Below are 24,603 nucleotides of genomic sequence, written 5' to 3'. Positions count from 1 at the left end.
GGCCGGCTACGCGTCGGTGTGGTCGGCCGTCTCCGGCGGCGTGATCGGCCGTCTGCGCTGCTCGCGGGTGTGCTCCGCGATCGCCGCCTCCACGGCGGCGTGCACCGCGGCGGGCGAGACGTCCGGGTCCACCCGTCGGGCGGCTGCCAGCGATCGCGAGGACACGGAAATATTGATCATGGTGGTCGCCCCCCTCGGAGCTCCGGTGCCGACTGCTCTGCGGACTATCGTCGCAGCGGCCCGGAGCGTGTCACTTCCGGGTGAGGCGTGCGTCACTCGGACGGGGAGCAGTGTCCTCTTTGCCTCCGCTTCGCTCCGGCGGCTCGCGGGCCCTTCAGACGCCGCCCTGCTCCTCCGGTGCTCGGTCGCTCGTTCCTCGCTCCCTGCGCTCCTCCTCCGCAGGTCGGCGTCGGCCCGCTCGAGCATCCAGGAGAGTGCGCAGCTCCTCGACGCTCGTGCGCACGTCGGTGAGCGGCCCCTCGTCGCGCGGCTCCTCGGTGAGGATCGTGTCCTGTTCGAGGACGTACCAGCCGGTGTAGCCGTCGTCGCGCAGGTGCCCGACGATCGCGGCGAAGTCGACGTCACCGTGCCCGACCGGGCGGTAGACGCCCTCGCGGACGGCCTCGGTGTAGGTGCGCCGCCCGGACTGCACCTGCCGGGCGAGGCCGAGGTCGACGTCCTTGACGTGGGTGTGCGCGATCCGGTGCGGCGCCTGGCGGGTGAGCTCGGCGGGGTCGGTGCCGCCGATGAGCAGGTGCCCGGTGTCGAGGCAGAGCGCGATCGACGAACCGTCGAGCACGCGCTGCACGTCCGCGCCGTTCTCCACCATCGTGCCCACGTGCGGGTGCAGGACGGCCTTCACACCGTGCCCGGCGGCGGTCGCGTGCAGCCGGTCGAGGTTGCCCAGCAGCGTCGCCCAGCCGTCGTCGTCCAGCTCGGGGCGCTCGTCGTACCCGTCCAGACCGGTGACGGCCGAGAGCACGAGCACGTCGGAACCGGTCGCCGCGTAGGTCTTCAGCAGCTGCTCCACGTCGGGCACCGGGTCCTTGCCCGGGACGTGCAGCAGCAGCGGGGTGAAGCCACCGATCGCCTGCAGGTCGTGGCGCGCGAGCACGTCGGCGGTGGCGCCGGGGTCGGCGGGGAGGAACCCCTCGGGCCCGAGCTCGGTGGCGACGAGGCCGACGTCGCGCATCTCGGCGAGCACCCGCGCCGGGGGCAGCTGGTAGCCCCACCCGGGCACCTCGCACACGCCCCACGAGATGGGTGCGCCTGCGATCCGGTCTGCGGTCATGCGGATACCTCCTGGGAGACGGTCACGGGGCGGCCTGTCCGCCACGAGGCGTCGGCCGCGAGGGCGAGGTCGAACGCCGCGAGCGCGTCCCGGCCGGTGACGCGCGGTGCCGCGCCGGTTCGCACGCACTCGGCGAACGCGTCCAGCTCGGCGGCGTAGGCGTGCGGGTAGCGCTCCTCGAAGTCGCGCACGAGGTCGCGCGCGGCGACGCCGGGGCTGCGCCACTCCAGGCCCCGCCGGTGCGGGTTGTCGATCCGGGCGGTGGCGAGCGTGCCCATGACCTCGGTGGAGCACTCGTAGCCGTAGCGGGCGCCGCGGCTGTTGTCGATCACGCCGAGGGCCCCGTTCGCGAACCGCAGCACCACGACCGCGGTGTCGATGTCGCCGAGCGCGGCGAACGCCGGGTCGGACGCGCTGCCGTGCGCGCTGACCTCGACGACCTCGCCCACCAGCCAGCGGGCGACGTCCAGGTCGTGCACGGTGACGTCGACGAAGAAGCCGCCGGACCCGGCGAGGTAGGCGGGATCGGGCGGGTTCATGTCCCGCAGCGACGTCCGGAACAGCGTGACCTCGCCCAGCTCGCCCGCGGCGATCCGGTCCGCCGCGGCCACCCAGTCCGGGTCGAAGCGGCGGTGGAAGCCCACCTGGAACACCACGCCCGCGGCCTCGACGGCCTCGATCGTCGCGACCGTGGTGGCCCGGTCCAGCGACACCGGCTTCTCGCAGAACACCGGCCGTCCGGCCTGCGCCGCGGCGACCGACAGCTCGGCGTGCGTGCCGGTCGGGGTGGCGATCGCGACCGCCTCCGAGCGCTCCAGCAGCTCGTCGAAGCTCCCCGCGACCGGCACGTCCAGCTGCGTGCCGAGGATCTGCGCGCGTGCGGTGTCGGCGTCGTAGACGCAGGCCAGGCCGGCCCGGGCGCACCGCGAGACGAGGTTGGTGGCGTGGATGCGGCCCATCCGGCCGACGCCGGCGAGCCCGATCCCGAGCTTCCTCACGAGTCGAGCCCGTGCTTGCGCATGTACTCCTGCACCTTCTCCCGGTTGGACACCAGCGACTCCCGCGCCCGCTCCTCCCACGCGAACACGCAGACCGTGGCGATGCCGTCGAACCCGACCTCGGCGAGCGTGGCGAAGAACAGGTCCCAGTCGACCTCGCCCTGCCCGACGTCGAGGTGTTGGTGCACGCGCGCCGTCGAGCCGGGCGGGTTGACGATGTAGCGCAGGCCCGAGGACCCGGTGTGGTCGAACGAGTCGGCGAGGTGCAGCTGGGTGAGCAGCGGCCCGGCGTAGCGCATGACGTCGGCCAGGTCGCCGCCCTGGTGGAACGTGTGCGGCGCGCAGTACAGGAACGACACCAGGTCGGAGTCGATCCCGCGCACCAGGTCGACGGCCGCACGGCCGTCCTCGCAGAAGTCGTCCGGGTGCGGCTCGAGCACCAGCCGCACCCCCTCGCGCTCGAAGACGGGCAGCAGCTCCTCCAGCGAGCGCCAGAACTGCGCCTCGCTCGCCTCGGCCGACTCGGGTCGTCCGTTGAACTCGGAGTTCATGACGTCGCAGCCGAGGTCGACGGCGACCTGGACGGCCCGCTTCCAGTACCGCACCGCGGCCTGCCGGGCGTCCTCGTCCGGGCCCGACCAGCGGTAGAGCGGCAGCACCGAGGCCAGCTCGACGTCCGCCGCAGCCAGCTCGCGCCGGAACGCGGCGATCTGGTCGCGACCGGCCCGCGGGTGGACGAAGAACGGGAGGAAGTCCTCCCGCGGGGACAGTTCGATGTACCGGTAGCCCAGCTCGGCGACGACGCCGGGCAGCTCCAGCAGCGGTGTGCGCCGCAGCATGTAGGGGTCGACGGCGAGCTTCACGGCGTCGGCTCCTTGTAGAGGTCCGGCCGCTCGCGCAGCACGATCGGCTCCCGCCGCCCGCTGTGCAGCGCGCGCAACCCGGTCTCGCAGGCGACGGTGGCGGCGTAGCCGTCCCACGCGCTGGGCCCGGTGGTGCCCCCGGCCGTGACGGCGTCCACCCAGGCCTGCAGCTCCGCGTCGAACGCGCTGACGAACCGCTCGCGCCAGTTCGCCGGCACCCGCCCGGCGTACTGCCCGGCCCGCTTGACGACCGCGCCCGCGCTCTCCGACAGCTCGACCGTGCCGTCCTCGCACACCACCTCGCCGCGGATGTCGTAGCCGAACCCGGCGTTCACCATCGCCTCGACGTCGACGATCACCCCGCTCGCCATCTCCAGCAGCACGAGCAGCGGGTCGTTGAACCCGGCCGCCGCCTTGCTGCTGATCCGCGGTTTCAGCACGGTGACCGCGGCGATCTCGTCGTCGAACATCCACCGCGCCACGTCGATGTCGTGCACCGTGGAGTCGTTGATGATCATCTCGCTGGTGAAGTGCGGCGGCACCGACGGGTTGCGGTGCGCGGCGTGCATGAGCAGCGGGGCCCCGATCGACCGGCCGGTCAGCACCTCCTTCATCGCCCGGTACTGCCGGTCGAACCGGCGCATGAACCCGACCATGACCATCCGCCGGCCCGCCGCCACCTCGGCGTCGAGGATCCGTGCGCAGGCCTCCTCGGTGGTGGCGAGCGGCTTCTCGCAGAACACCTGCTTGCCGGCGGCGATCGCGGCGAGCACGTACTCCTCGTGCGTCGGGCCCCACGAGGTGACGACGACGGCGTCGACGGCCGGGTCCTCGATGAGTGCCTGCCCGCTGGGCTGCAGGACCGCGGCAGGCAGGTCGTCCGCCACGGTCTTGGCCCGCCCGGCGTCCACGTCCGTGACGGCCGACACCCGGACGCCCGACAGGACGTGGGTGAGCCGCCGGATGTGGTCCTGCCCGATCATGCCGGTGCCGATCACGCCGACGTTGAGTGTCACGGGGATCCCTTCCTGCGTCGTCTGTTCGCTCCGCAAGCTCCGCTCAGCGCTGTCTGTTCGCTCCGCAAGCTCCGCTCAGCGCTTGAGCTCGTGCGACAGCTCGGCGAGCTCCTGCCCGCCCGCCATCTCGGCGGTGAGCTCCTCGAGCGTCACCTCGGAGCGCTTCTTGTCGAGCACCCGGCGGCCGAGCTTGAGGATGATGAAGTGGTCGCCGACGAGGAACGCGTGGTGCGGGTTGTGCGTGATGAAGACGACGCCGAGCCCGGCGTCCCGCGCCGCCGCGGTGTACTTGAGCACCACGCCGGACTGCTTCACGCCCAATGCGGCGGTCGGCTCGTCGAGGATGAGCACGCGCGCGCCGAAGTACACCGCCCTGGCGATCGCCACGCACTGGCGCTGGCCGCCCGACAGCGTGCCGATCGGCTGGTTGATGTCCTTGACGACGATGCCCATCTTGCGCAGCTCGGCGTCGGCGATCTCCCGCATGCCCTTGATGTCCAGCGGGGCGAGCGGATAGCGACCCTTCCTCATCTCCGAGCCGAGGAAGAAGTTGCGCCACACCTCCATCAGCCCGACGACGGCCAGGTCCTGGTAGACGGTGGCGATCCCGTGGTCGAGCGACTCGCGCGGCGAGCCGAGGTGCACCTCCTGCCCGTCCACCTTGAGCGTTCCCTCGGTGTGCGGGTGCAGCCCGGAGATGATCTTGATGAGGGTGGACTTGCCCGCGCCGTTGTCCCCGAGGACGCAGGTGACCTCGCCTGCGTTGACGGTGAGGTCGATGCCCTCCAGCGCCCGTATGGCGCCGTAGGCCTTGCCGACGCCCTCCATCTCGACGAGCGGTGTGCCGACCTCGAGGTTCCGGTCCGCGTGCCCCACGATCGTGTCGGTCACGGCGCTCAGCTCCTCCGGTTGAGGGCGTAGTTCTTGACGTAGAGGTTGAGCATGACCGCGAGCAGGAGCATCGCGCCGAGGAAGAACTTGAACCAGCTCGGGTCCCAGCCGGCGAACACGATGCCCTGGGTGGTCATGCCGAAGATGAACGCGCCGACCGCGGCGCCGATCGCCGAGCCGTACCCGCCGGTGAGCAGGCAGCCCCCGACCACCGCGGCGATGATGTAGAGGAACTCGTTGCCGACGCCCTGGCCGGACTGCACGGTGTTGAACGCGAACAGCTGGTGCATCCCGTAGAACCAGCACATGAGGGCCACGCCCATGAACAGGCCGATCTTCACCTTGTCCACCGGGACACCGACGGCCCGGGCGCTGGCCGCGTTCCCGCCCACGGCGAAGATCCAGTTCCCGAGGCGGGTGCGCAGCAGGATCCAGGTGGCCAGCGCCACGAAGAAGATCCACCAGAGCACGGTGACCCGGATCGTCACCCCGCCCACGGCGAACTCGGACGCGAAGACCGCGCGCGCCGAGGCGAACCCGTCCATGTCGGCGACGTTCTGGGTGGCCACCGTGCCGGTGACCAGCTTGGTGACGCCGAGGTTGATGCCTCCGAGCATGAAGAACGAGCCCAGGGTGATGAGGAAGCTCGGGATACCGGTCTTCACGACCAGGTAGCCGTTGAAGAACCCGATCGCCAGCATGACGACCAGGCTGACGAACACGCCGACCCACAGGTTGGCGCTGAGCTGGTAGCTGATCATCGACGCCGTCAGCGCGGCGGTCACCACCGACACACCTGCCGACAGGTCGAACTCGCCGCCGATCATCAGCAGGGCCACCCCCACGGCGACGATGCCGATCGACGAGCTCGCGTACAGCACCGTCGACAGCGCCGGCAGGCTGCGGAACGGCTCGGCGATCGCGGAGAAGAAGATGAAGATCGCGATCGCCGCCGCGAACGACCCGACCTCCGGGCGGGTGAGCAGGGTGGACAGCAGCGGCTTCTTCGGGCGCTCGACCGCGGGGGTCGGCGTCGGTGGGGACGGTTGGGTCGCGACGGATGAGGACATGGCCCGCTCCAGGGTCTGATGGACCCGGGGGGAGCCGGGGCCGCCGGCTCCCCCCGGAGGGGTTCTAGCGCGTGTTGTTCTGCGCGTAGTCGACGATCTGGTCGATGTTGGTGGAGTCGACGAAGGACGGTCCGGTGAGCACCGGGCCGCCACCGCCCAGGTCGTTGCCGTTGGTGAGGTTCAGCCACAGCGACGCCACGGACATGTAGCCCTGCACGTAGGGCTGCTGGTCGACGGCGAACAGGATGCGGCCCTCCTGGATCGCGCGGGCCGCGTCGACGTTCAGGTCGAAGGTCGCGACCCTGGCCTGGCTCCCGGCGTCGGCGACGGACTCGAGCGCGGTGAGGGCGAACGGTGCGCCGAGCGCGATGACGTGCGTGATCGCGGGGTCCTCCTGCAGCTTCGCGCCGATCGTCGACCGCACCGACGGCAGGTCCGTGCCCTGGACGTAGATGTTCTCGGTGCTCGGGAAGGTCGCCGCCACGCCGGCGCAGCGGGCCTCGAGCGCGACGTGGCCCTGCTCCTGCACCACGCAGAGGACCTTCTGGGCGCCGTCGTCGGCGAGGCGCTGCCCGGCGGCCTGGCCGGCGATCGTCTCGTCCGACCCGAAGTACATCTCCGCGCCGAACCGCTCGTACTCGTCCTTGCCCGCGTTGAACGCCACCACCGGGATGCCGGCGTCGGCCGCCGCCTTCGCCGCGGGCCCGACCTGCTCGACCTGGGCGAGCGTCACGGCGAGGCCGTCGACCTGGCTGTCGATCGCGTTCTGCACCAGGGTGGCCTGCTCGGGTGCCTGGGCGCCGTTCGAGTACCTCAGCTCGACGTTGTGGGCGGCCGCGGCGTCCTCGGCGCCGGCTCGGATCCGGTCCCAGAACGTGTCGCCCGGTTGCTCGTGGGTGACCATCGCGATCGTGAAGCGCTCGGTGTCGACCGCGCCGCCGGTTCCCCCGCCGCCACCGCCCTGCTCCTGCTGTGCTCCGCCCTGGCTGCTGCACGCCGCCAGGCCGAGGCCCAGCACCGCGACCACCGCCAGCGTGCGCATCGTCTTCCTGGTACTCACCGTTGAGTCTCCCTTCAGTGCACAGCCGGCCGCAGCGGCGGGCTGGGGTCAGATCAGTAGGGCCAGCGCCGGACGGGACCGAGCCCGCAGCCGCGCAGGTAGCCCGCGGTGCGGGCACCGATCGGCAGCGGGATGTGCGGCTCGACCGGGTACAGGTCCTGCTCGACCACGGTGAACAGGTCGGTGTCGAGCCGGTCGAGCGCATCGAGCAGCGGCGGCATCGCCGGCTCCCCGTACGGTGGCTCCACCATCACGCCGAGCGGCACGGCCTCGGCGAGCGAGAGCTTCTCGGCGCGGACGCGGTCGCGGACCGTGGGGTCGACCTGCTTCAGGTGCACGTAGCGGACCCGGTCACCGAACCGCTCGATGATCGCGAGGTTGTCGCCGTGGCAGTAGGAGATGTGGCCGGTGTCCAGGCACAGGTTCACGTACCGCGGGTCGGTGTCGGCGAGGAACCGCTCGACGCGCTCCTGCGTGTCGACGTGGGTGTCGGCGTGCGGGTGGAAGACCAGGTCGACGCCGAACTCCTCGAGGAGGGTCTTCCCGAGCCGGTCGTAGCCGGTGGTGAGGTTCTTCCACTGGTCCGGGTCGATGTCGCCGGACTGCGTCGACGTGCCCGTGTGCATGTCCGTGTACTGCTCGGGGAGCAGCACGAGGTGGCGGGCGCCGAGCGCGGTGAGCAGGCGCGACTCCCGGCTGCACGCCTCGACCGCCTCGTCGAGCGCCTCCGCGCCGCGGTGCAGGCCCGCGAAGATCGTGCCGCCGCTGACCCGCAGGCCGCGCGACTCCAGCTCGTCGCGCAGCCGCTCCGGGTCCTGCGGGAGGAAGCCGGACGGGCCCAGCTCGGTCCACAGGTAGCCGGACTGCGCGATCTCGTCGAGGTACTGCTGCCAGCCGACCTGGTGCGGGTCGGACGGGAACCACACGCCCCACGAGTCGGGTGCGGTGCCGAGGGTGAGCTTCCCCAGGGCGGCCATGGTCAGGTCGCCGTCGGGAAGTGGTAGCTCGCGCCCGTCGCCTGCTCGACGTGCGGCCAGCGGGAGGTGACGACCTTCGCCCGGGTGTAGAACGACACGCCCTCGGGCCCGTGGATGTGCTTGTCGCCGAACAGCGAGTCCTTCCAGCCGCCGAAGGAGTAGTAGGCCATCGGCACCGGGATCGGCACGTTGATGCCGATCATCCCGATGTTCACGCCGCGCTGGAACCGGCGCGCCGCTTCCCCGGAGGAGGTGAAGATCGCGGTGCCGTTGCCGTACGGGTTGGCGTTGATGAGCGCGATGGCGGCGTCGACGTCGTCGGCGCGGACCACCGACAGGACGGGCCCGAAGACCTCCTCGCGGTAGACGTCCATCTCGGGACGCACCCGGTCGATCACCGTCGGGCCCACGAAGAAGCCGTCCTCGTGGCCGGGGACGGTGAGCCCGCGCCCGTCGACGGCGAGCTCGGCGCCCTGCTCGGCGCCGCTGCCGATCAGCCCGACGATCCGCTCCTTCGCCGCGGCCGTGACGACCGGGCCCATCTCGCTGTCCGCCTCCCGCCCGGGGCCCACCTTGACCGCGCGGGCCTTCTCGCTGACGGCCGCGACGAGGTCGTCGGCGGCACCACCCACCGCGACCGTCGCGGAGATCGCCATGCAGCGCTCGCCCGCGGAGCCGAACGCGGCGCCGACCATGTGGTCGGCGGCGTAGTCGATCGGGGCGTCGGGCAGCACGACCGCGTGGTTCTTCGCCCCGCCGAGGGCCTGCACGCGCTTGCCGCCCGCGGTGCCGCGCTCGTGGATGTAGCGCGCGATCGGCGTGGACCCGACGAACGACACCGCGGCGACATCCCTGTGCTCGAGCAGGGCGTCGACGGACTCCTTGTCGCCGTGCACGACGTTGAACACGCCGTCGGGCAGCCCCGCCTCCGCCCAGAGGCGCGCCACCAGCTCCGACGCGCTCGGGTCGCGCTCGCTCGGCTTGAGCACGAACGTGTTGCCGCACGCGATCGCCACCGGGTGCATCCACATCGGGACCATCACCGGGAAGTTGAACGGCGTGATGCCCGCGCAGACGCCCAGCGGCTCGCGGAAGGAGAACAGGTCGACGCCGGTCGAGACCTGGTCGGAGTAGTCGCCCTTCAACAGGGTGGGGATGCCGCAGGCGTACTCGATCACCTCGAGCCCGCGCTGCACCTCGCCGCGGGCGTCCGAGACGACCTTGCCGTGCTCGTCGGAGACGATCTCCGCGAGCTCCTGGGTGCGGGCGTTCACCAGCTCCCGGAAGTTGAAGAGGATCTTCGTGCGCTGCGAGAGCGACGACTGCGACCACGAGGCGAACGCCGCGGCCGCGGACCGCACGGCGGTGTCGACGTCGGCGCGGTTCGCGAGCAGGACCTCCGCCTGCTGCTCACCGGTCGCGGGGTTCCACACCGGGCTCGTGCGGGTGGACTCGCCGGTGACCGGCTTCCCGCCGATCCAGTGCGTGACGGTCCTCATCAGGACGTCCCTCCGATCAGGGGCCGCTGGTCGGCCTTGTGCGCCTCGTAGGTCTTGCGGGCGGCGGTCGTGCTGTCGAGCTGCGCGACCTCGGCCACCGGGACGTCCCACCAGTTCTCGGAGTCCGGCGCCGGGGCGAGCGGGTCGGTCTCGATGTGGATCGCGGTGGTGCGGTCGGACGCCCGGGAGCGCGCGATCGCGGCCCGGAACTCCTCGATCGTGCGGACGCGGATGACGTCGGCGCCGAGGCTCGCGGCGTTGGCGGCCAGGTCGACGGGCAGGGTCGCCCCGTCGAGCAGCCCGGTGGCCGGGTCGCGGTAGCGGTAGGAGGTGCCGAACCGCTGCGAGCCCACCGACTCCGAGAGCGCCCCGATCGAGGCGAACCCGTGGTTCTGCACGATGACGAGGTTGAGCTTGATCCCCTCGGACACCGCCGTGACGATCTCGCTCGCCATCATCAGGTACGACCCGTCGCCGACCAGGGCGAACACCTCGCGGTCGGGGGCGGCCATCTTGATCCCCAGCGCGCCCGCGATCTCGTAGCCCATGCAGGAGTAGGCGTACTCCACGTGGTACTGCTTCGCGTCCCGCGCGCGCCACAGCATCTGCAGGTCACCGGGCATCGACCCGGCCGCCTGCACCACGACGTCGGTCGGGGCCATCTCCTCGTTGAGCGCGCCGAGCACCTCGGTCTGCGCCGGGAGCGGCCGGTGGCCGCGGTGGAAGGCCCCGTCCACGGCGCGGTTCCAGGCTGTGACGTCCCAGGTCGAGGAGCACCGGTAGCCGGCGAGGGCCTCGGTGAGCGCCTCCAGCCCGGCGCGGGCGTCGGCCACGAGCATCTCGCCCGCGTGCTTGGCCGCGTCGAACGCCGCGACGTTGAGGTTCACGAACCGCACGTCCGGGCGTTGGAACGCGGTGCGCGAGGCGGTGGTGAAGTCGCTCCAGCGGGTGCCGACGCCGATCACGACGTCCGCCTCGCGGGCCAGCGCGTTCGCGACCGGCGAGCCGGTCGACCCCACCCCGCCCACGGCGTGGCTGTGGTCCCACAGCAGCGCGCCCTTGCCGGCCTGCGTATCGCCGACCGGGATCCCGGTGGCCTCGGCGAAGCGGCGCAGGGCGTCGGTGGCCTCGCTGTAGTGCACGCCGCCGCCCGCGACGACCAGCGGCCGTTCCGCGGAACGGATCAGGTCGACGGCGCGGGCCAGCGCCGCGGGCTCGGGCACCGGGCGGGGGATGTGCCAGACCCGCGGGGCGAACAGCTCGTCGGGCCAGTCGTACGCCTCGGCCTGCACGTCCTGCGGCAGCGCGATCGTCACGGCGCCGGTCTCGGCCGGGTCGGTGAGCACGCGCATCGCGCCCAGCAGCGCCGAGGGCAGCTGCTCGGGCCGCCACACGCGGTCGAAGAAGCGCGAGACCGGCCGGAACGCGTCGTTGACCGACACGTCGTAGGTGCGGGGGTCCTCCAGCTCCTGCAGCACCGGGCTCGCCACGCGGGTGGCGAACACGTCCGACGGGAGCAGCAGCACCGGGATCCGGTTCGTGGTCGCGAGCGCGGCACCGGTGATCATGTTCGTGGAGCCGGGACCGATCGAGGCCGTGCACGCCATGAGCTGCAGCCGGTTGCGCATCCGCGCGTAGCCGACGGCGCTGTGCACCATGCCCTGCTCGTTGCGGGCGAGGTGGTAGGGCAGGTCGACGCCGGTCTGCGTGGCCTCCAGCAGCGCCTGCCCGACGCCGGCGACGTTGCCGTGCCCGAAGATCCCGAAGCAGCCAGGCACGAGCCGGTGCTGCGTGCCGTCGCGCTCGCTGTACTGGTTCGCGAGGAACCGCACGAGCGCCTGGGCGACCGTCAGTCTCACTGCTTCTCCTCGGTCGTGGTCAGCGGCAGGCGCCGGTCGACGTCCTGGTCCTCCCAGGTGCCCCGCACCCAGGCGTGCGCCGGGTCGTCGCAGATCAGCCAGGCGCGCTCCGGGCTCGGCCCGGCCATGACGTTGAGGTAGTAGAGGTCGTAACCGGGCGCGGCCATCGACGGGCCGTGCCAGCCGTGCGGGATCAGCACCGTGTCGCCGCTGCGCACCTCGGCGCAGACGTCGATCTCCCGACCCGGCCCGGAGGTGTAGACGCGCTGGAAGCCCGGGCCGTCGTGGTCCACCTCGAAGTAGTAGACCTCCTCCAGGCGCGCCTCGCCCTCGCGCTCCTCGTCGTGCTTGTGCGGCGGCCACGACGACCAGTTGGCGCCCGGCGTCAGCACCTCGACGGCGATCAGCTTGTCGGCGTCGAAGGTCTGCGGGTTGCAGAAGTTGTTGACCTGCCGGCTGGCCTGCCCGGCGCCGCGCAGCTCCACCGACACGCCCTCGGCGGGCCCGTACCGCGCGGGCAGCCGCCGGGTGGCCCGGGCGGCCGGCAGCGCGAAGCGGCCTCCCGCCTCGGAGGACACGGTGACCTGCGCGTCGCGGGGCACGTAGGCGAAGTCGGTGACGCGGGAGAAGACGCTACGTCGCCCGGTGACCTCGAACGCCTCCCCGTCGCACTCGACGCGGCAGCCCCCGGACAACGGCAGCACCACCATCTCGTCCGGCCCGGTCGCGAACGAGGAGCTCCCCCCGGCAGGCAGCTCGAGCACCCGGAGCGAGCTGTAGCCCCACCCGGCGCTCTCCGGGGTGACGACGAGGGAGAAGTGGCCGTCGGCGGTCTCGCCGCTGCGGATCAGGTGCTTCGTCACAGCAGCCCCACCGCCGCGTCCACCGCTGCCGCCACGTCGTCCCCCGGTGGGTACAGGAGGCTCCTCCCGATCACCAGGCCTTGCACGGTGGGCAGCGCCAGCGCCTTGCTCCAGCTCGCGAACGCCGCGTCCTGGTCCTGCGCCACCTCCCCGCCGAGGATCAGTGCGGGCAGGGTGGTCGCGGCCATGGCGCGCTCCATCTCGTCGACGATCGGGACCTTGAGCCAGGTGCGGGCGGACGTCGTGCCGAGGCCGGCGGCCACCGTGGAGGCGCGGACCATGGCCTCGGCCGTGAGCTCGTTGCGCACCCGGCCGTCGACCCGGTGCGAGATGAACGGCTCGACCATCGCCATCAGCCGGTGGTCGGCCAGCGCGCTCACGGCCCGGCCGCACGACTCGAGAGTCGCCGCGGTGGCCGGGTCCTCGGGGTCGATGCGGACCAGCATCTTGCCGCCCTCGTAGCCGGCCGCGGCGATGCTGGGGGCGTCGTAGGCGGTGAACCGGTCGTCGATCTCGAAGGCCGTGCCCGCGAGGCCGCCGCGGTTCATCGACCCCACCACGACCTTGCCCTCGAGCGCGCCGAGCAGCAGCAGGTCCTCCAGGACGTCCGGAGTGCCGAGGACGCCGTTGACGCCCGGCCGGGACAGTGCGACGCACAGCCGGTCCAGCAGGTCGCCGCGGTCGGCCATGGCCAGCGGCCGCTCCCCGGCCCGCAGCGCGCCGCGCGCCGGGTGGTCGGCGGCGATCATCATCAGCTTGCCGTGCTCGCCCAGCACCGAACCGGGCCGCCGCCGTCGCCGCGCGGCCTCGGCCACCGCCTCCGGGCGGCGCACCCGGACCTCGACGAGCTCCTGCAACCGTTCAGCCCGCACCGACGGCCTCCCGCAGCACCTCGTCGACCTCGTCGGTGGTCGGCATGGCCTCCGCGCAGGCAAGCCTGCCCGCGACGATCGCACCGGCGGCGTTGCAGAACCGCATCGCCCGCTCCAGGTCCCAGCCCGACAGCAGGGCATGGCAGAGCGCTCCGCCGAACGCGTCGCCGGCGCCGAGCCCGTTGACGACCTCGACGGGTACCGGCGGCACCTCCACCTGGGTCGAACGGTCGGACGCAAGCACGCCGGCGGGGCCCTGCTTCACCACCGCCAGCTCCACTCCCGCGGCGTGCAGCGCCGTCGCCGCGGCGTACGGCTCGCGCACGCCGACGGCGGTGTCGCACTCGTCGAGGTTGCCGACCGCCACCGTGACGTGGGGCAGTGCCTCCCGCATCGCGGCGCGCGCGGCCTCGCGCGACTCCCAGAACATCGGCCGGTAGTCCAGGTCGAGGACCGTGATGCCGTCCTTCCCGCGGGCGCGCAGCGCCGTCAGCGTCGCGTCCCGACTGGGCTCCTGCGACAGACCGGTGCCGGTGACCCAGAAGACGCCCGCCGCGCGCACGGCGTCCATGTCCAGCTCGTGGGCGTGGATCTCCAGGTCGGGGGCCTTCGGGAAGCGGTAGAAGTACAGGGGGAAGTCGTCGGGCGGGAAGATCTCGCAGAACGTCACGGGTGTGGGCAGGTGCGGCACCGGCGTGACGTAGCGGTCGTCCACTCCGAAGCCGCGCAGCGCGTCGTGGATGAACTCGCCGAACGGGTCCTGCCCCGTGCGGCTGACCACCGCGCTGCGCCTGCCGTGCCGGGCCGCGGCGACCGCGACGTTGGTGGCGCTGCCCCCGAGGTACTTGCCGAAGGTCTGGACCTCGCGCAGCGACACCCCGGTCTGCAGCGGGTAGACGTCCACGCCGATGCGGCCCATCGTGAGTACGTCGAGGCCGTCCCCACGCCCGTCTCCCGGCCCCATCGCGTCTCCTCCGCTCCGCGCCGGGAGCGCCCCGGCCGCCGGGCCAGGTGTACTCTGACGCCCCTTACCTGTCAACACTTTGTCATGACAAAAGCGAGCCCAGGGGGAGCAGGTATGGACATCCCGGCACCGGGAGCGGCGCTGGACCGCAGCAGCCCCGTCCCGCTCTACTTCCAGGCAGCGGGCAAGCTCGAACAGCTCATCGAGTGCGGGGAGATGCCGGTCGGGGGCCGGTTGGACAACGAGGTGGAGCTGGCCGAGCGGCTCGGTGTCTCCCGGCCCACCATGCGCCGGGCGATCCAGCACCTCGTGGAGCGCGGCGTGCTCGTCCGCAAGCGGGGCATCGGCACCCAGATCGTGCACCCGAAGGTGCGCAGGCCCGTGGAGCTGTCGAGCCTCTACGACGACCTGGCGAAGACGGGCCAACGGCCGAGCACCCGGATCCGGGTCGTGGAGACCCGTCCGGCGCCCGACCCCGTCGCCGAAGCGCTCGGCGTACCCGAGGGCACCGAGGTGACGTGGTTGGAGCGCCTCCGGTTCGCCGCGGGCGAACCGCTGGCGCTGATGCACAACGCCGTTCCGGTGGACGTGCTCCGCCCACGCGGGACCGACCTGGAGGAACGCGGCCTCTACGAGTTGCTGCGGGCAGCCGGTTACGTGCCCCGGATGGCCGACCAGGTGGTGGGCGCCCGCGCCGCCACGGCCGCGGAGGCCCGGGTGCTCGGCGACGCGCGTGGCGCGCCGGTGCTCACCATGACCCGCACCGCGTGGGACGCGAGCGGCCGGGCCGTGGAGTACGGCTCGCACATCTACCGTGCGAGCCGTTACTCCATCGCGCTCACGCTCTCCAGCTGAACGAGGTCAGCTCCACGGCACCCCCACGCGACCGCGGTGACCCCGCAGCTCAGCGGTAGCGGCGCTGCGGGGCCTCGTCGTCGTCCTCGACGGGAGCGTAAGGATCGGCGTAGTCGTCGTCCGGCTCACCGTTGTGGGGTGCCGCGCTTCCGATCTCGCGCTGCAAAGCGTCGAGATCCATGGTGGGGGAGCTGTACTTGAGCTCTCGAGCCACCTTCGTCTGCTTGGCCTTGGCTCGTCCGCGCCCCATGGCTGGTCCCCCTTACAACAGGGAAGGGGCGGCCGGATGTCTCGGCGGCCCCATTCATCTCATCAATCTCCTGGTGTTCACCGTACCTTGCGAACGCCCGGGAGTGCGACGTGGCACCGGCAATGTGACCTCGCACGCGGCGGAGGTCACCCGCAGGGCTGGTGGGAAGGTGACCTCGAGCCGGGCCCGGTGGCCGGGTATGCGCAGGTCCGCGCACCCGATCGGGTGTCGAGGGGGCTCAGCCGGCCACGGGCGCGGCGGCCGGATCGGCGAGGCGGCGCAGCGCCAGCAGGGCTGCGGCGGCCGCGAGCGCGCCGAGCGCCAGCATCGCCGACCACCCCGCGAGCTCGGCCACCAGACCCCCGAGCGCGGGTGCGCCCGCGGCGGCCACGTAGTTGGCGGTGTTGGAGACGGCCATCGCGGTGGCCGCACGTCCGGGCGGCGCCAGCTCGCCGGCCGTGGTGAACACCAGCCCGTTCCAGCTGATCGCGAGCGCCGCAGCCGGCACCAGCACGACGGCGAGCACCACGGCGGGACCCGGCCGCAGGAGCGCCGACAGCGCGAAGCCCACCGCGACCGCCACCGCCACGATCCGCAGCGGCCCGAGCCTGCTCCCCGCACGGTCGCTCCAGGCGCCGTTGACCAGCCTGCCGAGCGCGCCGAGCACCTGGGTGACCGCGAGCAGCGCGCCCGCGGTCGCGAGCGGGACGCCGGAACCCTCGTGCAGCACCTCGACGAGGAACACCGAACCGAGGAACTGGGGAACCACCAGGAGGAAGCCGGCGAGGCTCAGCCGCTGCAGGCGGGGGTCGGACAGCACCGCGCGGGCCCCCGCGGCGGGACGGCCGGACCGCGCCCGGTGGCCGGGGGGTTCGCGGATCCACGCGGCGACGGCCAGCGCGGCGGCCAGGCACGTCACGGCCAGCGCGGCGAAGACGGCCGGCACGCCACCGGCGCCGGCGATCGGCGGCAGTACGACGGCGGCGAGCGCGGCGCCGACCGGCACGGACGTCTGGCGGATGGCCATGGCGGTGCCCCGGCCGTCCGCGGGGAACCACGTCATCACCGCCCGGCCGCTCGCGGCGTTGACGCTCGCCCCGCACGCGCCCGCCACGACGAGCAGCACGCCGGCGGCCACCGCGTCGTCGGCGAGCGCGATGCCCCCGAGCGCCCCGGCCGCGCCCACGAGCCCGGTGGCCATCACCCAGCGCTCCCCGAACCGGTCGGCCGCGCTGCCCCACGGGATCAGCGTCGGGATCAACCCCGCCGACGCGAGCCCGATGAGCACCCCGACCCCGCCCAGGCCCAGCCCGAAGTGCTCACGCAGCGCAGGTGTGACGGCGGCGAGGCCGAGGAAGTAGGCGGTGGAGGCCTGCGCGGCGGTGCCGACGACGAGCACCACCCAGCGATACCGCGAAGCCGCACCCACAGGACCGACCCTAGGCGGGGATACCGAAGCTTGGGACCGTCGTCCCGCATGCTGGGATCCGGCGGGCCTTGAGTGGAGGGGGTGCTGGGTGGGTGAAGTGCCTCAGCCGCGCAGGCCTGTCTGGGCGGCGCGGCCCGCGGGGGGTGCCGCGTCCTCCTCCGGGATCGAGGCCGGGTCGATCGCGGCCGGGGCCGCGCGGTCCTCGGTGCCCGCCACCAGCTCCGCGTCCGCCGGGACCGAGCGCTTCACCAGCGCCAGCGCGACCGGGCCGAGCTCGTGGTGCAGCGCCACCGTGCCGACGCGACCCACGGCACGGCCGTCGCGCACCACCGGGTCGCCGGGCACCGGAAGGGTCTCGTCGCCGCCGTCGAGGTGCAGCAGCACGAGCCGGCGCGGTGGGCGGCCGAGGTTGGCCACGCGCGCCACCGTCTCCTGGCCGCGGTAGCACCCCTTCGTCAGGTGCACCGCGGAGCCGATCCAGCCGACCTCGTGCGGGATCGTCCGCTCGTCGGTGTCGACGTGCAGGCGGGGGCGCAGGGACTCCACGCGCATCGCCTCGAACGCCATCATGCCTGCGGGGCGGGCGCCACCCGCGGTGAGCCGCTCCCACCACGCGTCCCGCGCGTCGCGCGGCACCAGGAGGTCGGCGGCGTCCGCGCCGGGCCACGCCATCCGCCGGACGAGCCCGCCGTCCGGCGACGCGAGCACGCCGTGGGGGCGCTCGGGGACGGCGACACCCGCCGCGGCCAGCACGTCGGCGGTGTCGGGGCCGACGACGCTCAGCACCGCGTACGCGCCCGTGGCGTCGCGGGGTTCCACCTGGGACCAGAACACCATCTTCTGCAGGTAGTCGAGCAGCTCGGGCACGTCGCCCGCCTCGGTGTCCAGGAAGACGGTGTCGCTCGTGTGCGCGACCACCATGTGGTGCAGGACCCGCCCGTTGAGGTCGAGGACGAGCGCCTCGGTGCCGGTGTCCGCGGGCAGCTCGCTGACGTGCTGGGTGAGCAGCAGGTGCAGCCAGCTCAGCCGGTCGGCGCCGGTCACGGTGATCACGCCGCGGTGGCTGCGGTCGACCACGGCGGCTCCGCGTCCCATCGCGCGCTGCTCGGCGAGCGGGTCGCCCCGGTGGGCCGGTACGGCCGGATCGGTGCCCGCGCCGGGAAGCGTCTGCTCGGAGGTCGTCCGTTCGGGGCTCCCTGCCGTCACGACTGTTCCTCCTCCTCGTCGCGGCAGCCGCGGCAGCGGCCGGACAGCGCGACGTGCGACGGGTCGAGCACGAAGTCGGACTCGGCCAGCAGGCGCGCCGCGAGCCCGTCCATCAGGTCGGTGGGCGATTCGGTGACCTTGCCGCACGAGTGGCACACCAGGTGGACGTGCTGGTGCTCCTGCTCGGAGTAGGTGGGCGCGCCGTGGCCCAGGTGCGTGTGCCGCACCAGGCCGATGCGCTCCAGCAGGTCGAGCGTGCGGTAGACGGTGGTGATGTTGACGGCCGGTGCGGCGCTCTGCACCCGCGTGCAGATCTGCTCCGGGGTGGCGTGCCCGAGGTCGCGGACGGCGTCGAGCACGAGCTGGCGCTGCGGTGTCATCCGCAGGCCGCGCTGGTGCAGCGTGCGGCGGAGGGCGGACGGCCCCCCGTCGGCAGGCTCGGCCGTCGCCTCGGGTGCCGGGCGGGTCTCCACCGAGTCGATGGTAGGCGTTCCCGGCGCCCACGTCGGTGGCGCACCGGGGGTTGCGCCGCTCCGTTACCGGAGGAACACGCCGCGCCGGTATGCTCCGTCAGGGTGAACGACCAGGTTTGATCGCCTGGGGCTACCTACCCTCGGCGGGGTGAAGGGGCTTTCGCGCTCGGGAGGGACGACGGATGACGAGTGATGCGGGCGCGCTCGGCGCCCCGAATTTCGACGTCGTCCTCCGGGGCTACGACCGCAAGCAGGTCGACGAGCACGTGGCCCGGCTCCAGCGGGTGCTGTCCCGCATGCGCGCCGATCTGGAGATGGCGCGCAGCCAGCCGATCCCCGTCGTGCAGTCCCCTCCCGGCGGCATCCCCGGCCAGCCCGGCGCCCGCCCCCGGCCCACGCCGCGTCCCCGGCCCGGCGGCCCCGGCCCGCAGGGCGGCGAGTCGCCCGACGTCGTCGGCAGCTTCACCGACCGCATGCAGAGCATCCTGCAGGCGGCGGAGGAAGAGGCCGCGGAGATCCGCAACAAGGCCCGCGCCTCGGCCCGCGCCGAGGAGGAGCGGGTCCGCGCCCAGCTCGCCGACCTCGTGCGCCAGCGCGACGCCCTGCTCGCCGAGCTCACCCGGATGCGCGGTCAGCTCGAGGGCATGCTCGCGGCCCCGACCGGCCGCATCAACCTCTCCCAGGCCGACGCCGCAGCGCCCGCCCGCCCCACGGGTGCGTCGCCGTCACCGGGGAAGCCCAGCCCGGGAGGGCCCCAGCCCGCCGGCGGCCGGCCGTCGGCCACCCCCACCCCGCGACCGCGTCCGGCCGGTCCCGGTGAGGGCCCCGGCGCCGGTGCCCAGCCACCTCGTCCCGCCCCGGACGCCGCCGGGAGCGCCGCCGGAACGAGCGGCGCCCGGAGCGGGCCCGCGCAGAACGGACCTGCCCGTTCGGAGCGTGCGCCCCAGGCGGACGCCGCGCGCGCCGCGCAGCAGGCGCCGCCCACCGCACCGGCGCCCCAGCAGGGCTCCCCGTCGAGCAGCGGCAGCACGCCACCCACTCCCGGCCCGAACCGCCCCGCCCCGGGCCAGGGAGGATCGAGCGGACCGGCCCAGCCCGCCTCCGCCTCGCCCGGGTCGAGCTCGTCGGGCCCCGGGGCGAAGGGCAGCGCCACACCGCTGGCACCGGGTTCGGCCTCGCAGGGCCCGAACCGCCCGGGCCAGCGGGGTCCGGGAGCGAACGGGCCCGCTGCGAGCGGGCCCGGAGGCAACGGCTCCGGTTCGAGCGGTTCCGGCGCGAGCGGCCCCGGCTCCAACGGGCCGGGCAGGAGCGCCGCCGGCGGGAGCGGACCTGGCGGGAACGGACCCGGCCGGACCGGCCCTGGCGGGAACGCGCCTGGTGGGAACGGCCCCGGTTCGCGAGGTTCCGGCTCGAGCACGTCCGGTGCGAACGCTCCGGGTTCCAGCGGGCCTGGCGCGAGCGGCCCTGGTTCAGGGGCCTCCGGCTCGAGCGGTCCTGGATCGAGCCGCTCCGGCCCGAGCGGGCCCGGCGGGAACGCTCCGGCGGCGAGCGGTTCCGGTTCGAACGTCCCGGGTGCCGGCGTTCCGACTTCCAGCGCCTCCGGTGCGAGCGGGCAGGGCTCGAGCGGCTCCGGCCCGAGCGGTTCCGGTGTGGGCGGTGCCGGCGGGAACGGTCCGGCCGCGAGCGGTTCCGGTTCGAACGTCCCGAGCGCGGGGCGCTCCGGCCAGAACAGCCCCGGCGCGAACCGGCCCGGCTCGACGGGGCCCGGCCCCAACGGCCCCGGCTCGAACCGAGCCGGTGCGAACGGTCCGGGCGCGAGCGGGCCTGCGGCGAACGGCCCGGCCGCGAGTGGCTCCGGGCCGAACGCCCCGAGCCCGAGCCGCGCCGGCCTCAACGGCCCCGGCTCGAACGGCCCCGGCGCGAACCGGCCGCCCTCGGGCAAGAACCCCGGATCGGCGCAGCCGGGCGGATCCCGGGGCAGCGAGCCGCGTCCGGGAAATCCGTCCGCCGCACCCGATCGGCCCGCCGAGCGCGCTTCGGGCGGGCCGCAGCCGTCGCACCGGCCGGCCGGCGCCTACCCTGGGTCCGCCGAGAAGCCGGGGCCGGCCCGCCCGCGTCCCGATGCCGATCCCGAGCCCGGTGACCTCTTCCGCCCGTCATCCGATCAGGCGAAGCGTGGCGGCGGCGAAGCGACGCCCCCGGGCCGTCCCGGGGAGACCCGCTCGGCAGGGGACCGCACCGCACTGGTGCCGACCGTCCAGCCGCCGCTCGGGCCCCCGAAGCGCCCGACCGAGCAGCCGTCGAACGGCGGGAGCGACCCCGCCACCAAGGTCAACCCAGCCCGTCCGGCGCCGGGCGGGCGGTCCGAGGGCGCGCGTCCGGAGCAACGGACGGACGGCGCGGGCGAGCCCGGTGAGCCGGGCAGGCAGGGCGCCGAGCGCGGTGGCAAGGCCGGCGCGAACGGTCCCGAGCACGTCAACCGCTCCCCGTCGACGTCCCGCTCCGGGTGAATCTTGCTGCGCGCCCCGCGCTGAAAGCGCGTACGGTGCGCAGCCATGCAACTGCTGTCGGCGTCCGCGCTGGTCCCGGTGGGTGTGGGCGCGGTGATGATCGGTGTGCTGATCCTCGTCGTCCTCGCCGTGCGCCGGCGCGCGCAGGCACCCGTGTCGCGGGGCTCGGGAGCGCGGGCGGCACGGCAGGTGGCGGCCCCGCCGGCCGGGGCGGCGATGGCCGAGCAGCCCGTTGCCGCGCCCGGCCCACCGCTCGCCGCGCGCCCGGCGGCTCCGGTGTGCGACGCGGTCGGGAACACCTTGGAGGCGCCGGCGATCGCCGAGGCGCCCACCCCGCCCGCACCACAACCCACTCCGCCACCCACGCCACCCGCCGCCCGGCCGGCTGAGGCGTTCCCCCCGGCGCCGCCCGTGGTCGCCGCCCCGGCGGCCGCCGCCGAGCCCGTCGTGCCGGCGCAGGCGCCGGCTCCGGCCACCTCGTCGCCCCCGCACGCCGGATCCGGTCGGACCGTCGCCGCGGCGGTCGCGCAGGCCTTCGCCGTCCGTGCCGCCGCGAGCCGTGCGGGCGGGCCGCCGCCCCGCACCCCCGGCCGGTGGCCCGACGACGAGGTGCGCACGCCGTACCCCTTCCCCGCGCCGGATGTCGCCGAGCCGGGCGGGGATCGCACGCAGCAGCCCGAGCCCGAGCCCGCTGATCCCGCGGTGGACGCGGACAGCGCGACGCCGCCCAGCGGGCAGGCGCTGCCGGGCGTGGCCGCGTTCGTGCCCGCGCGCCCGGCCGTGGACGAGCACGGCTGGTCGCCGGTGGGGACGAACGGCGATGCGCCGCCGGAGCCGACCGCGGACGGCGGGACGGCGTCCGCCGCCGCGCCGGTGGTGGGCGAGGAGCCTGCTCAGGCGGTGGGGGACGAGCAATGGTCGCCCGCCGGCGCCGCCGAGCCTGCGCCGGCCGAGCCGAGTGCGGACGAGCGCGCGTGGTCGGAGCCCGTCGCGGCCGCGGGGCTGGTGCCGCCCCGGGGGGCCGTGGACGACGAGGTCGTGCCGCCGCCACGCTCCGAGCACGACGGTGCGGCGCCGCCGACGACCGCCCGGCCCGCCGCCGTCGACGCGCGGGACCGGCTCCTCGGGGTGCTGCTGGACGACCCGGAGCGCGCCGTGGGCGCCGCCGTCGAGCTCGAGGACTGCCTCCGCGAGCTGGACCGCCTCACCGACGCGATGCGCCACGAGCGCGGCGTGCTGCGCAACGCACTGCACCGGCTCGCCGATGCCGGCCTGCGCCCCGCGCAGCTGGCCCGGCTGGCCGGGATGCCCCTCGGCGAGGTGGAGGAGCTGCTCGCGCCCGCACCGGCTGAGCAGCGGGCGTGAGCCCTGGCGGGCCGGCGCCCGCCAGGGTTATCCGGCGATGCGGTTGAGCCGGGCCGAGAGGTGCGGCTGGAGGGGCCGGCCGACCATCGCCCGCTCGTCGACGTAGGCCAGGTCCCCACCCTCGACGAGCCCGTAGAGCCGGTGGGAGCCCTCGACCTCCTTCGCCGACGCGGAGCGCACCACCGCATCCGTCTCGATCTCCCAGGACGTGAGGTTGCGCGCGCGACCGTAGAAGATCTCGGAGATGCCGGTGGCGTGGGTGATCAGCACCTCGAGCTCGCCGTCGGGCTGCGGTCGCCAGAAACCGGTCTCGCGGGCCGCGGGGCGCAGGACCTCCCCGTCCGGGCCGAGCAGCCACGCCTTCGCCTCGTAGGTGAGGAACGGGCGGCCGTCGTGGGCGAACACGATCTGCTGGCCGAAGCTGTAGGGCCCCTCGATCGTCGGGTAGACGACCTCGCCGGTGCCGCGCCACACGCCGACGAGCGGCAGCAGCCCGATGCACTGCTCGTGCAGGTCGGGACCCTCGCGCAGGTTCGCGGTGTCGTCCGGGACCGGCAGGTCGTCGAACCGCGGCCGGTTGCGCTGCGGGGAGTCGGGAGCGGCGTTGGCCGGACCGGTGATGGTGCCTGGCAGCTCACCGTCGGCGCCGGTCATCCCGCCGCCTCCTCGGGCGAGTCGGGAGTGCCCGGAAGCGTCGTGAACAGGCGCCGGAGGAGGTAGCCGGTGAAGGCCGCGATGCCGGCGCTCGCGGCGATCAGCAGACCGGTGAACAACCACTGCACCGGGCGAACCCTATCCGGTGCGTGCGAGCGCCGCCGGGCCCGCCCACGGACGAACGGCCGCGAAGGCCGTGCTGTGCGCCGCGTGATCAGTGCGAGTCGCACGTCGGGGTCCTCGCGGCCGCGCTCACGTACGTGTCGCCGGGGGTGATCGCCAGGAGTGGTGTCACGGCGGCAAATCTGTCGCTCTCCCACCATTCCTGCTGATCATGGCCGCCCGCGCGTTCCGTTCCCGCGAGAACGGCGCCCCCAGGAACCCCGCCCGGGAGCGCCGCTCGCGGTGGATCAGGCGACGGCGACCTCGGCCCGGTGCACCCCGGGGCCGTCGGCGGTCAGCTCGGCCTGGCCGTTGCCGGCGCGGGAGAGCGCGCGGACGGTCCAGGTGCCCGGAGCGGCGAAGAAGCGGAACTGCCCGGCGGCCGACGCGACGACCTCGGCCGTGAACTCACCGGAGCCGTCCAGCAGCCGCACGAAGGCACCGCCCACGGGCTCACCGCCGGCGACGACCCGGCCGGTGAGCACGGTCTCCTTCGTCAGGTCGGTGCCCGGGGGCAGCGCGACCGCCTGGTCGGGTGCGCCGCACATCAGGAGGCCTTCTTCTCGGGTGCGCCCAGCTCGATCGGCACGCCGATCAGCGAGCCGTACTCGGTCCAGCTGCCGTCGTAGTTCTTGACGTCGCCGTGGCCGAGCAGCTCGTGCAGCACCACCCAGGTGTGGGAGCTGCGCTCGCCGATGCGGCAGTAGGCGATGGTCGGCTTGTCCGCGTCGTAGCCCTCCTCGGCGTAGAGCTTCGCGAGGTCCTCGTCGGACTTGAACGTGCCGTCCTCGTTGGCCGCCTTGCTCCACGGGATGTTGATCGCCGAGGGCACGTGCCCGGGCCGCTGCGACTGCTCCTGGGGCAGGTGCGCGGGGGCGAGGATCTTGCCCGAGAACTCGTCGGGCGAGCGGACGTCGACCAGGTTCTTCTTGCCGATGGAGTCGACGACCTCGTCGCGGAAGGCGCGGATCGAGTTGTCCGGGTCCTGCGCGGTGTACGTGGTGGCGGGGCGCTCCGCGACCTCGGTGGTGAGGGTGCGGCCGTCGAGCTCCCACTTCTTGCGGCCGCCGTCGAGCAGCTTCACGTCGGCGTGCCCGTAGAGCTTGAACTGCCAGTAGGCGTACGCGGCGAACCAGTTGTTGTTGCCGCCGTAGAGCACGACGGTGTCGTCGTTGCCCACGCCCTTCGCCGAGAGCAGCTTCGCGAACTGCTCGGAGTCGACGATGTCGCGCCGCACCGGGTCCTGCAGCTCGGTGGTCCAGTTGACCTTGACGGCCCCGGGCAGGTGGCCGCCGTCGTAGGCGGTGGTGTCCTCGTCGACCTCGAGGAAGACGATGCCTTCGGTGCCGAGGTTCTTCTCGGCCCAGTCTGCGGTGACCAGGACGTCCTGGCGGCTCATGAGCGGGCTCCCTGGGATTCGGTGGTGCGGTGCGGGGCGTGCGAGGACGCGCTGCCGGCGCGGGGCACGGCAGACGG

General features: G+C 73.8%; 25 protein-coding genes. 3 read left to right on the top strand and 22 right to left on the bottom strand.

Going from position 1 to position 24,603, the window contains the following annotated elements; all coding sequences use genetic code 11:
- Positions 1–6: 6 nt before the first annotated feature.
- The 14 genes from FB558_RS43525 to iolC all read right to left on the bottom strand — a co-directional run bounded on the left by FB558_RS43525 (position 7) and on the right by iolC (position 14,223).
- The gene (locus FB558_RS43525; RefSeq protein ID WP_170231629.1) at positions 7–165 is read right to left on the bottom strand and encodes a hypothetical protein; all 159 of its coding nucleotides are present in this window, start codon (positions 163–165) and stop codon (positions 7–9) included.
- A gap of 169 nt (positions 166–334) precedes the next feature.
- Positions 335–1,291: a sugar phosphate isomerase/epimerase family protein gene (locus FB558_RS32630; RefSeq protein ID WP_142060172.1), complete on the bottom strand. Its 957-nt coding sequence runs from the start codon at positions 1,289–1,291 to the stop codon at positions 335–337.
- Entirely contained in the window at positions 1,288–2,289 is a 1,002-nt protein-coding gene (locus tag FB558_RS32625) for a Gfo/Idh/MocA family protein (RefSeq protein WP_246106918.1), read from the bottom strand. The genes FB558_RS32630 and FB558_RS32625 overlap by 4 nt, the downstream gene beginning before the upstream one ends.
- Entirely contained in the window at positions 2,286–3,152 is an 867-nt protein-coding gene (locus FB558_RS32620) for a sugar phosphate isomerase/epimerase family protein (protein ID WP_142060171.1), read from the bottom strand. The genes FB558_RS32625 and FB558_RS32620 overlap by 4 nt, the downstream gene beginning before the upstream one ends.
- Complete coding sequence (locus tag FB558_RS32615; RefSeq protein ID WP_142060169.1) at positions 3,149–4,168, bottom strand: Gfo/Idh/MocA family oxidoreductase; 1,020 nt, start codon at positions 4,166–4,168, stop codon at positions 3,149–3,151. Before FB558_RS32615 ends, FB558_RS32620 begins: the two co-directional genes overlap by 4 nt.
- A gap of 75 nt (positions 4,169–4,243) precedes the next feature.
- On the bottom strand, positions 4,244–4,996 hold the full coding sequence (locus tag FB558_RS32610; protein ID WP_211367032.1) for an ATP-binding cassette domain-containing protein: 753 nt from the start codon (positions 4,994–4,996) through the stop codon (positions 4,244–4,246).
- Positions 4,997–5,064: 68 nt separating this feature from the next.
- Entirely contained in the window at positions 5,065–6,129 is a 1,065-nt protein-coding gene (locus FB558_RS32605; protein WP_142060165.1) for an ABC transporter permease, read from the bottom strand.
- A 64-nt stretch (positions 6,130–6,193) separates the two neighbouring features.
- A complete protein-coding gene (locus FB558_RS32600) occupies positions 6,194–7,189 on the bottom strand; it encodes a substrate-binding domain-containing protein (RefSeq protein ID WP_246106917.1) in 996 nt (331 codons plus the stop codon).
- Positions 7,190–7,242: 53 nt separating this feature from the next.
- Positions 7,243–8,166 (bottom strand): TIM barrel protein, encoded by a 924-nt coding sequence (locus tag FB558_RS32595; protein ID WP_142060163.1) that lies wholly within the window; start codon positions 8,164–8,166, stop codon positions 7,243–7,245.
- 2 nt (positions 8,167–8,168) lie between these two features.
- On the bottom strand, positions 8,169–9,665 hold the full coding sequence (locus FB558_RS32590; protein ID WP_142060161.1) for a CoA-acylating methylmalonate-semialdehyde dehydrogenase: 1,497 nt from the start codon (positions 9,663–9,665) through the stop codon (positions 8,169–8,171).
- The gene (iolD, locus tag FB558_RS32585) at positions 9,665–11,524 is read right to left on the bottom strand and encodes a 3D-(3,5/4)-trihydroxycyclohexane-1,2-dione acylhydrolase (decyclizing) (RefSeq protein WP_142060159.1); all 1,860 of its coding nucleotides are present in this window, start codon (positions 11,522–11,524) and stop codon (positions 9,665–9,667) included. Before iolD ends, FB558_RS32590 begins: the two co-directional genes overlap by 1 nt.
- Positions 11,521–12,387, bottom strand: a complete 867-nt coding sequence (iolB, locus tag FB558_RS32580) for a 5-deoxy-glucuronate isomerase (protein ID WP_142060157.1) — start codon at positions 12,385–12,387, stop codon at positions 11,521–11,523. The genes iolD and iolB overlap by 4 nt, the downstream gene beginning before the upstream one ends.
- Positions 12,384–13,259 (bottom strand): Cgl0159 family (beta/alpha)8-fold protein, encoded by an 876-nt coding sequence (locus tag FB558_RS32575; protein WP_142060155.1) that lies wholly within the window; start codon positions 13,257–13,259, stop codon positions 12,384–12,386. The genes iolB and FB558_RS32575 overlap by 4 nt, the downstream gene beginning before the upstream one ends.
- Positions 13,249–14,223: a 5-dehydro-2-deoxygluconokinase gene (gene iolC / locus FB558_RS32570; protein WP_211367010.1), complete on the bottom strand. Its 975-nt coding sequence runs from the start codon at positions 14,221–14,223 to the stop codon at positions 13,249–13,251. The genes FB558_RS32575 and iolC overlap by 11 nt, the downstream gene beginning before the upstream one ends.
- Before the next feature lie 114 nt (positions 14,224–14,337).
- Here iolC and FB558_RS32565 point away from each other — a divergent pair, with 114 nt between their 5' ends.
- Positions 14,338–15,078, top strand: a complete 741-nt coding sequence (locus tag FB558_RS32565; protein ID WP_142060153.1) for a GntR family transcriptional regulator — start codon at positions 14,338–14,340, stop codon at positions 15,076–15,078.
- A 49-nt stretch (positions 15,079–15,127) separates the two neighbouring features.
- Here the strand turns inward: FB558_RS32565 and FB558_RS32560 are convergent, their stop codons facing one another.
- The 4 genes from FB558_RS32560 to FB558_RS32545 all read right to left on the bottom strand — a co-directional run bounded on the left by FB558_RS32560 (position 15,128) and on the right by FB558_RS32545 (position 18,343).
- Positions 15,128–15,328: a DUF3073 domain-containing protein gene (locus FB558_RS32560; protein WP_142060151.1), complete on the bottom strand. Its 201-nt coding sequence runs from the start codon at positions 15,326–15,328 to the stop codon at positions 15,128–15,130.
- Positions 15,329–15,566: 238 nt separating this feature from the next.
- Positions 15,567–16,757: an MFS transporter gene (locus FB558_RS32555; protein ID WP_246106916.1), complete on the bottom strand. Its 1,191-nt coding sequence runs from the start codon at positions 16,755–16,757 to the stop codon at positions 15,567–15,569.
- A 102-nt stretch (positions 16,758–16,859) separates the two neighbouring features.
- On the bottom strand, positions 16,860–17,963 hold the full coding sequence (gene ygfZ / locus FB558_RS32550; RefSeq protein ID WP_246106915.1) for a CAF17-like 4Fe-4S cluster assembly/insertion protein YgfZ: 1,104 nt from the start codon (positions 17,961–17,963) through the stop codon (positions 16,860–16,862).
- Complete coding sequence (locus tag FB558_RS32545; RefSeq protein WP_142060599.1) at positions 17,960–18,343, bottom strand: Fur family transcriptional regulator; 384 nt, start codon at positions 18,341–18,343, stop codon at positions 17,960–17,962. The genes ygfZ and FB558_RS32545 overlap by 4 nt, the downstream gene beginning before the upstream one ends.
- A 275-nt stretch (positions 18,344–18,618) precedes the next feature.
- On the opposite strand from FB558_RS32545, the gene FB558_RS32540 reads away from it, so the two are divergent.
- A complete protein-coding gene (locus FB558_RS32540; protein ID WP_142060149.1) occupies positions 18,619–20,946 on the top strand; it encodes a hypothetical protein in 2,328 nt (775 codons plus the stop codon).
- 45 nt (positions 20,947–20,991) lie between these two features.
- Entirely contained in the window at positions 20,992–22,311 is a 1,320-nt protein-coding gene (locus FB558_RS32535) for a hypothetical protein (protein ID WP_142060148.1), read from the top strand.
- Between the two features lie 27 nt (positions 22,312–22,338).
- Here FB558_RS32535 and FB558_RS32530 read toward each other — a convergent pair whose 3' ends face one another.
- The 4 genes from FB558_RS32530 to FB558_RS32520 form a co-directional block, all read right to left on the bottom strand.
- The gene (locus FB558_RS32530) at positions 22,339–22,965 is read right to left on the bottom strand and encodes a heme-binding beta-barrel domain-containing protein (RefSeq protein WP_142060146.1); all 627 of its coding nucleotides are present in this window, start codon (positions 22,963–22,965) and stop codon (positions 22,339–22,341) included.
- Positions 22,962–23,093, bottom strand: coding sequence for a hypothetical protein (locus FB558_RS45335; protein WP_281288706.1), 132 nt, complete (start codon positions 23,091–23,093; stop codon positions 22,962–22,964). The genes FB558_RS32530 and FB558_RS45335 overlap by 4 nt, the downstream gene beginning before the upstream one ends.
- Before the next feature lie 282 nt (positions 23,094–23,375).
- Positions 23,376–23,675, bottom strand: a complete 300-nt coding sequence (locus tag FB558_RS32525) for a DUF1416 domain-containing protein (RefSeq protein WP_142060144.1) — start codon at positions 23,673–23,675, stop codon at positions 23,376–23,378.
- The gene (locus FB558_RS32520) at positions 23,675–24,526 is read right to left on the bottom strand and encodes a sulfurtransferase (RefSeq protein WP_142060142.1); all 852 of its coding nucleotides are present in this window, start codon (positions 24,524–24,526) and stop codon (positions 23,675–23,677) included. The genes FB558_RS32525 and FB558_RS32520 overlap by 1 nt, the downstream gene beginning before the upstream one ends.
- Positions 24,527–24,603: the final 77 nt, after the last annotated feature.

This window comes from Pseudonocardia kunmingensis (assembly GCF_006716445.1).
In the GTDB taxonomy this organism is placed as follows: Bacteria; Actinomycetota; Actinomycetes; order Mycobacteriales; family Pseudonocardiaceae; genus Pseudonocardia; species Pseudonocardia kunmingensis.
This window is presented reverse-complemented; position numbering and strand designations above follow the sequence as displayed.

Excerpts from the sequence above, each read along its gene's own strand:
- FB558_RS32630 (WP_142060172.1), bottom strand. The coding sequence starts at position 1,291 with ATGACCGCAGACCGGATCGCAGGCGCACCCATCTCGTGGGGCGTGTGC.
- FB558_RS32610 (WP_211367032.1), bottom strand. The coding sequence starts at position 4,996 with ATGGAGGGCGTCGGCAAGGCCTACGGCGCCATACGGGCGCTGGAGGGC.
- FB558_RS32605 (WP_142060165.1), bottom strand. The coding sequence starts at position 6,129 with ATGTCCTCATCCGTCGCGACCCAACCGTCCCCACCGACGCCGACCCCC.
- FB558_RS32595 (WP_142060163.1), bottom strand. The coding sequence starts at position 8,166 with ATGGCCGCCCTGGGGAAGCTCACCCTCGGCACCGCACCCGACTCGTGG.
- FB558_RS32590 (WP_142060161.1), bottom strand. The coding sequence starts at position 9,665 with ATGAGGACCGTCACGCACTGGATCGGCGGGAAGCCGGTCACCGGCGAG.
- iolC (WP_211367010.1), bottom strand. The coding sequence starts at position 14,223 with ATGGGGCCGGGAGACGGGCGTGGGGACGGCCTCGACGTACTCACGATG.
- FB558_RS32565 (WP_142060153.1), top strand. The coding sequence starts at position 14,338 with ATGGACATCCCGGCACCGGGAGCGGCGCTGGACCGCAGCAGCCCCGTC.
- FB558_RS32560 (WP_142060151.1), bottom strand. The coding sequence starts at position 15,328 with ATGGGGCGCGGACGAGCCAAGGCCAAGCAGACGAAGGTGGCTCGAGAG.
- FB558_RS32545 (WP_142060599.1), bottom strand. The coding sequence starts at position 18,343 with ATGACACCGCAGCGCCAGCTCGTGCTCGACGCCGTCCGCGACCTCGGG.
- FB558_RS32540 (WP_142060149.1), top strand. The coding sequence starts at position 18,619 with ATGACGAGTGATGCGGGCGCGCTCGGCGCCCCGAATTTCGACGTCGTC.
- FB558_RS32535 (WP_142060148.1), top strand. The coding sequence starts at position 20,992 with ATGCAACTGCTGTCGGCGTCCGCGCTGGTCCCGGTGGGTGTGGGCGCG.
- FB558_RS32530 (WP_142060146.1), bottom strand. The coding sequence starts at position 22,965 with ATGACCGGCGCCGACGGTGAGCTGCCAGGCACCATCACCGGTCCGGCC.
- FB558_RS32525 (WP_142060144.1), bottom strand. The coding sequence starts at position 23,675 with ATGTGCGGCGCACCCGACCAGGCGGTCGCGCTGCCCCCGGGCACCGAC.
- FB558_RS32520 (WP_142060142.1), bottom strand. The coding sequence starts at position 24,526 with ATGAGCCGCCAGGACGTCCTGGTCACCGCAGACTGGGCCGAGAAGAAC.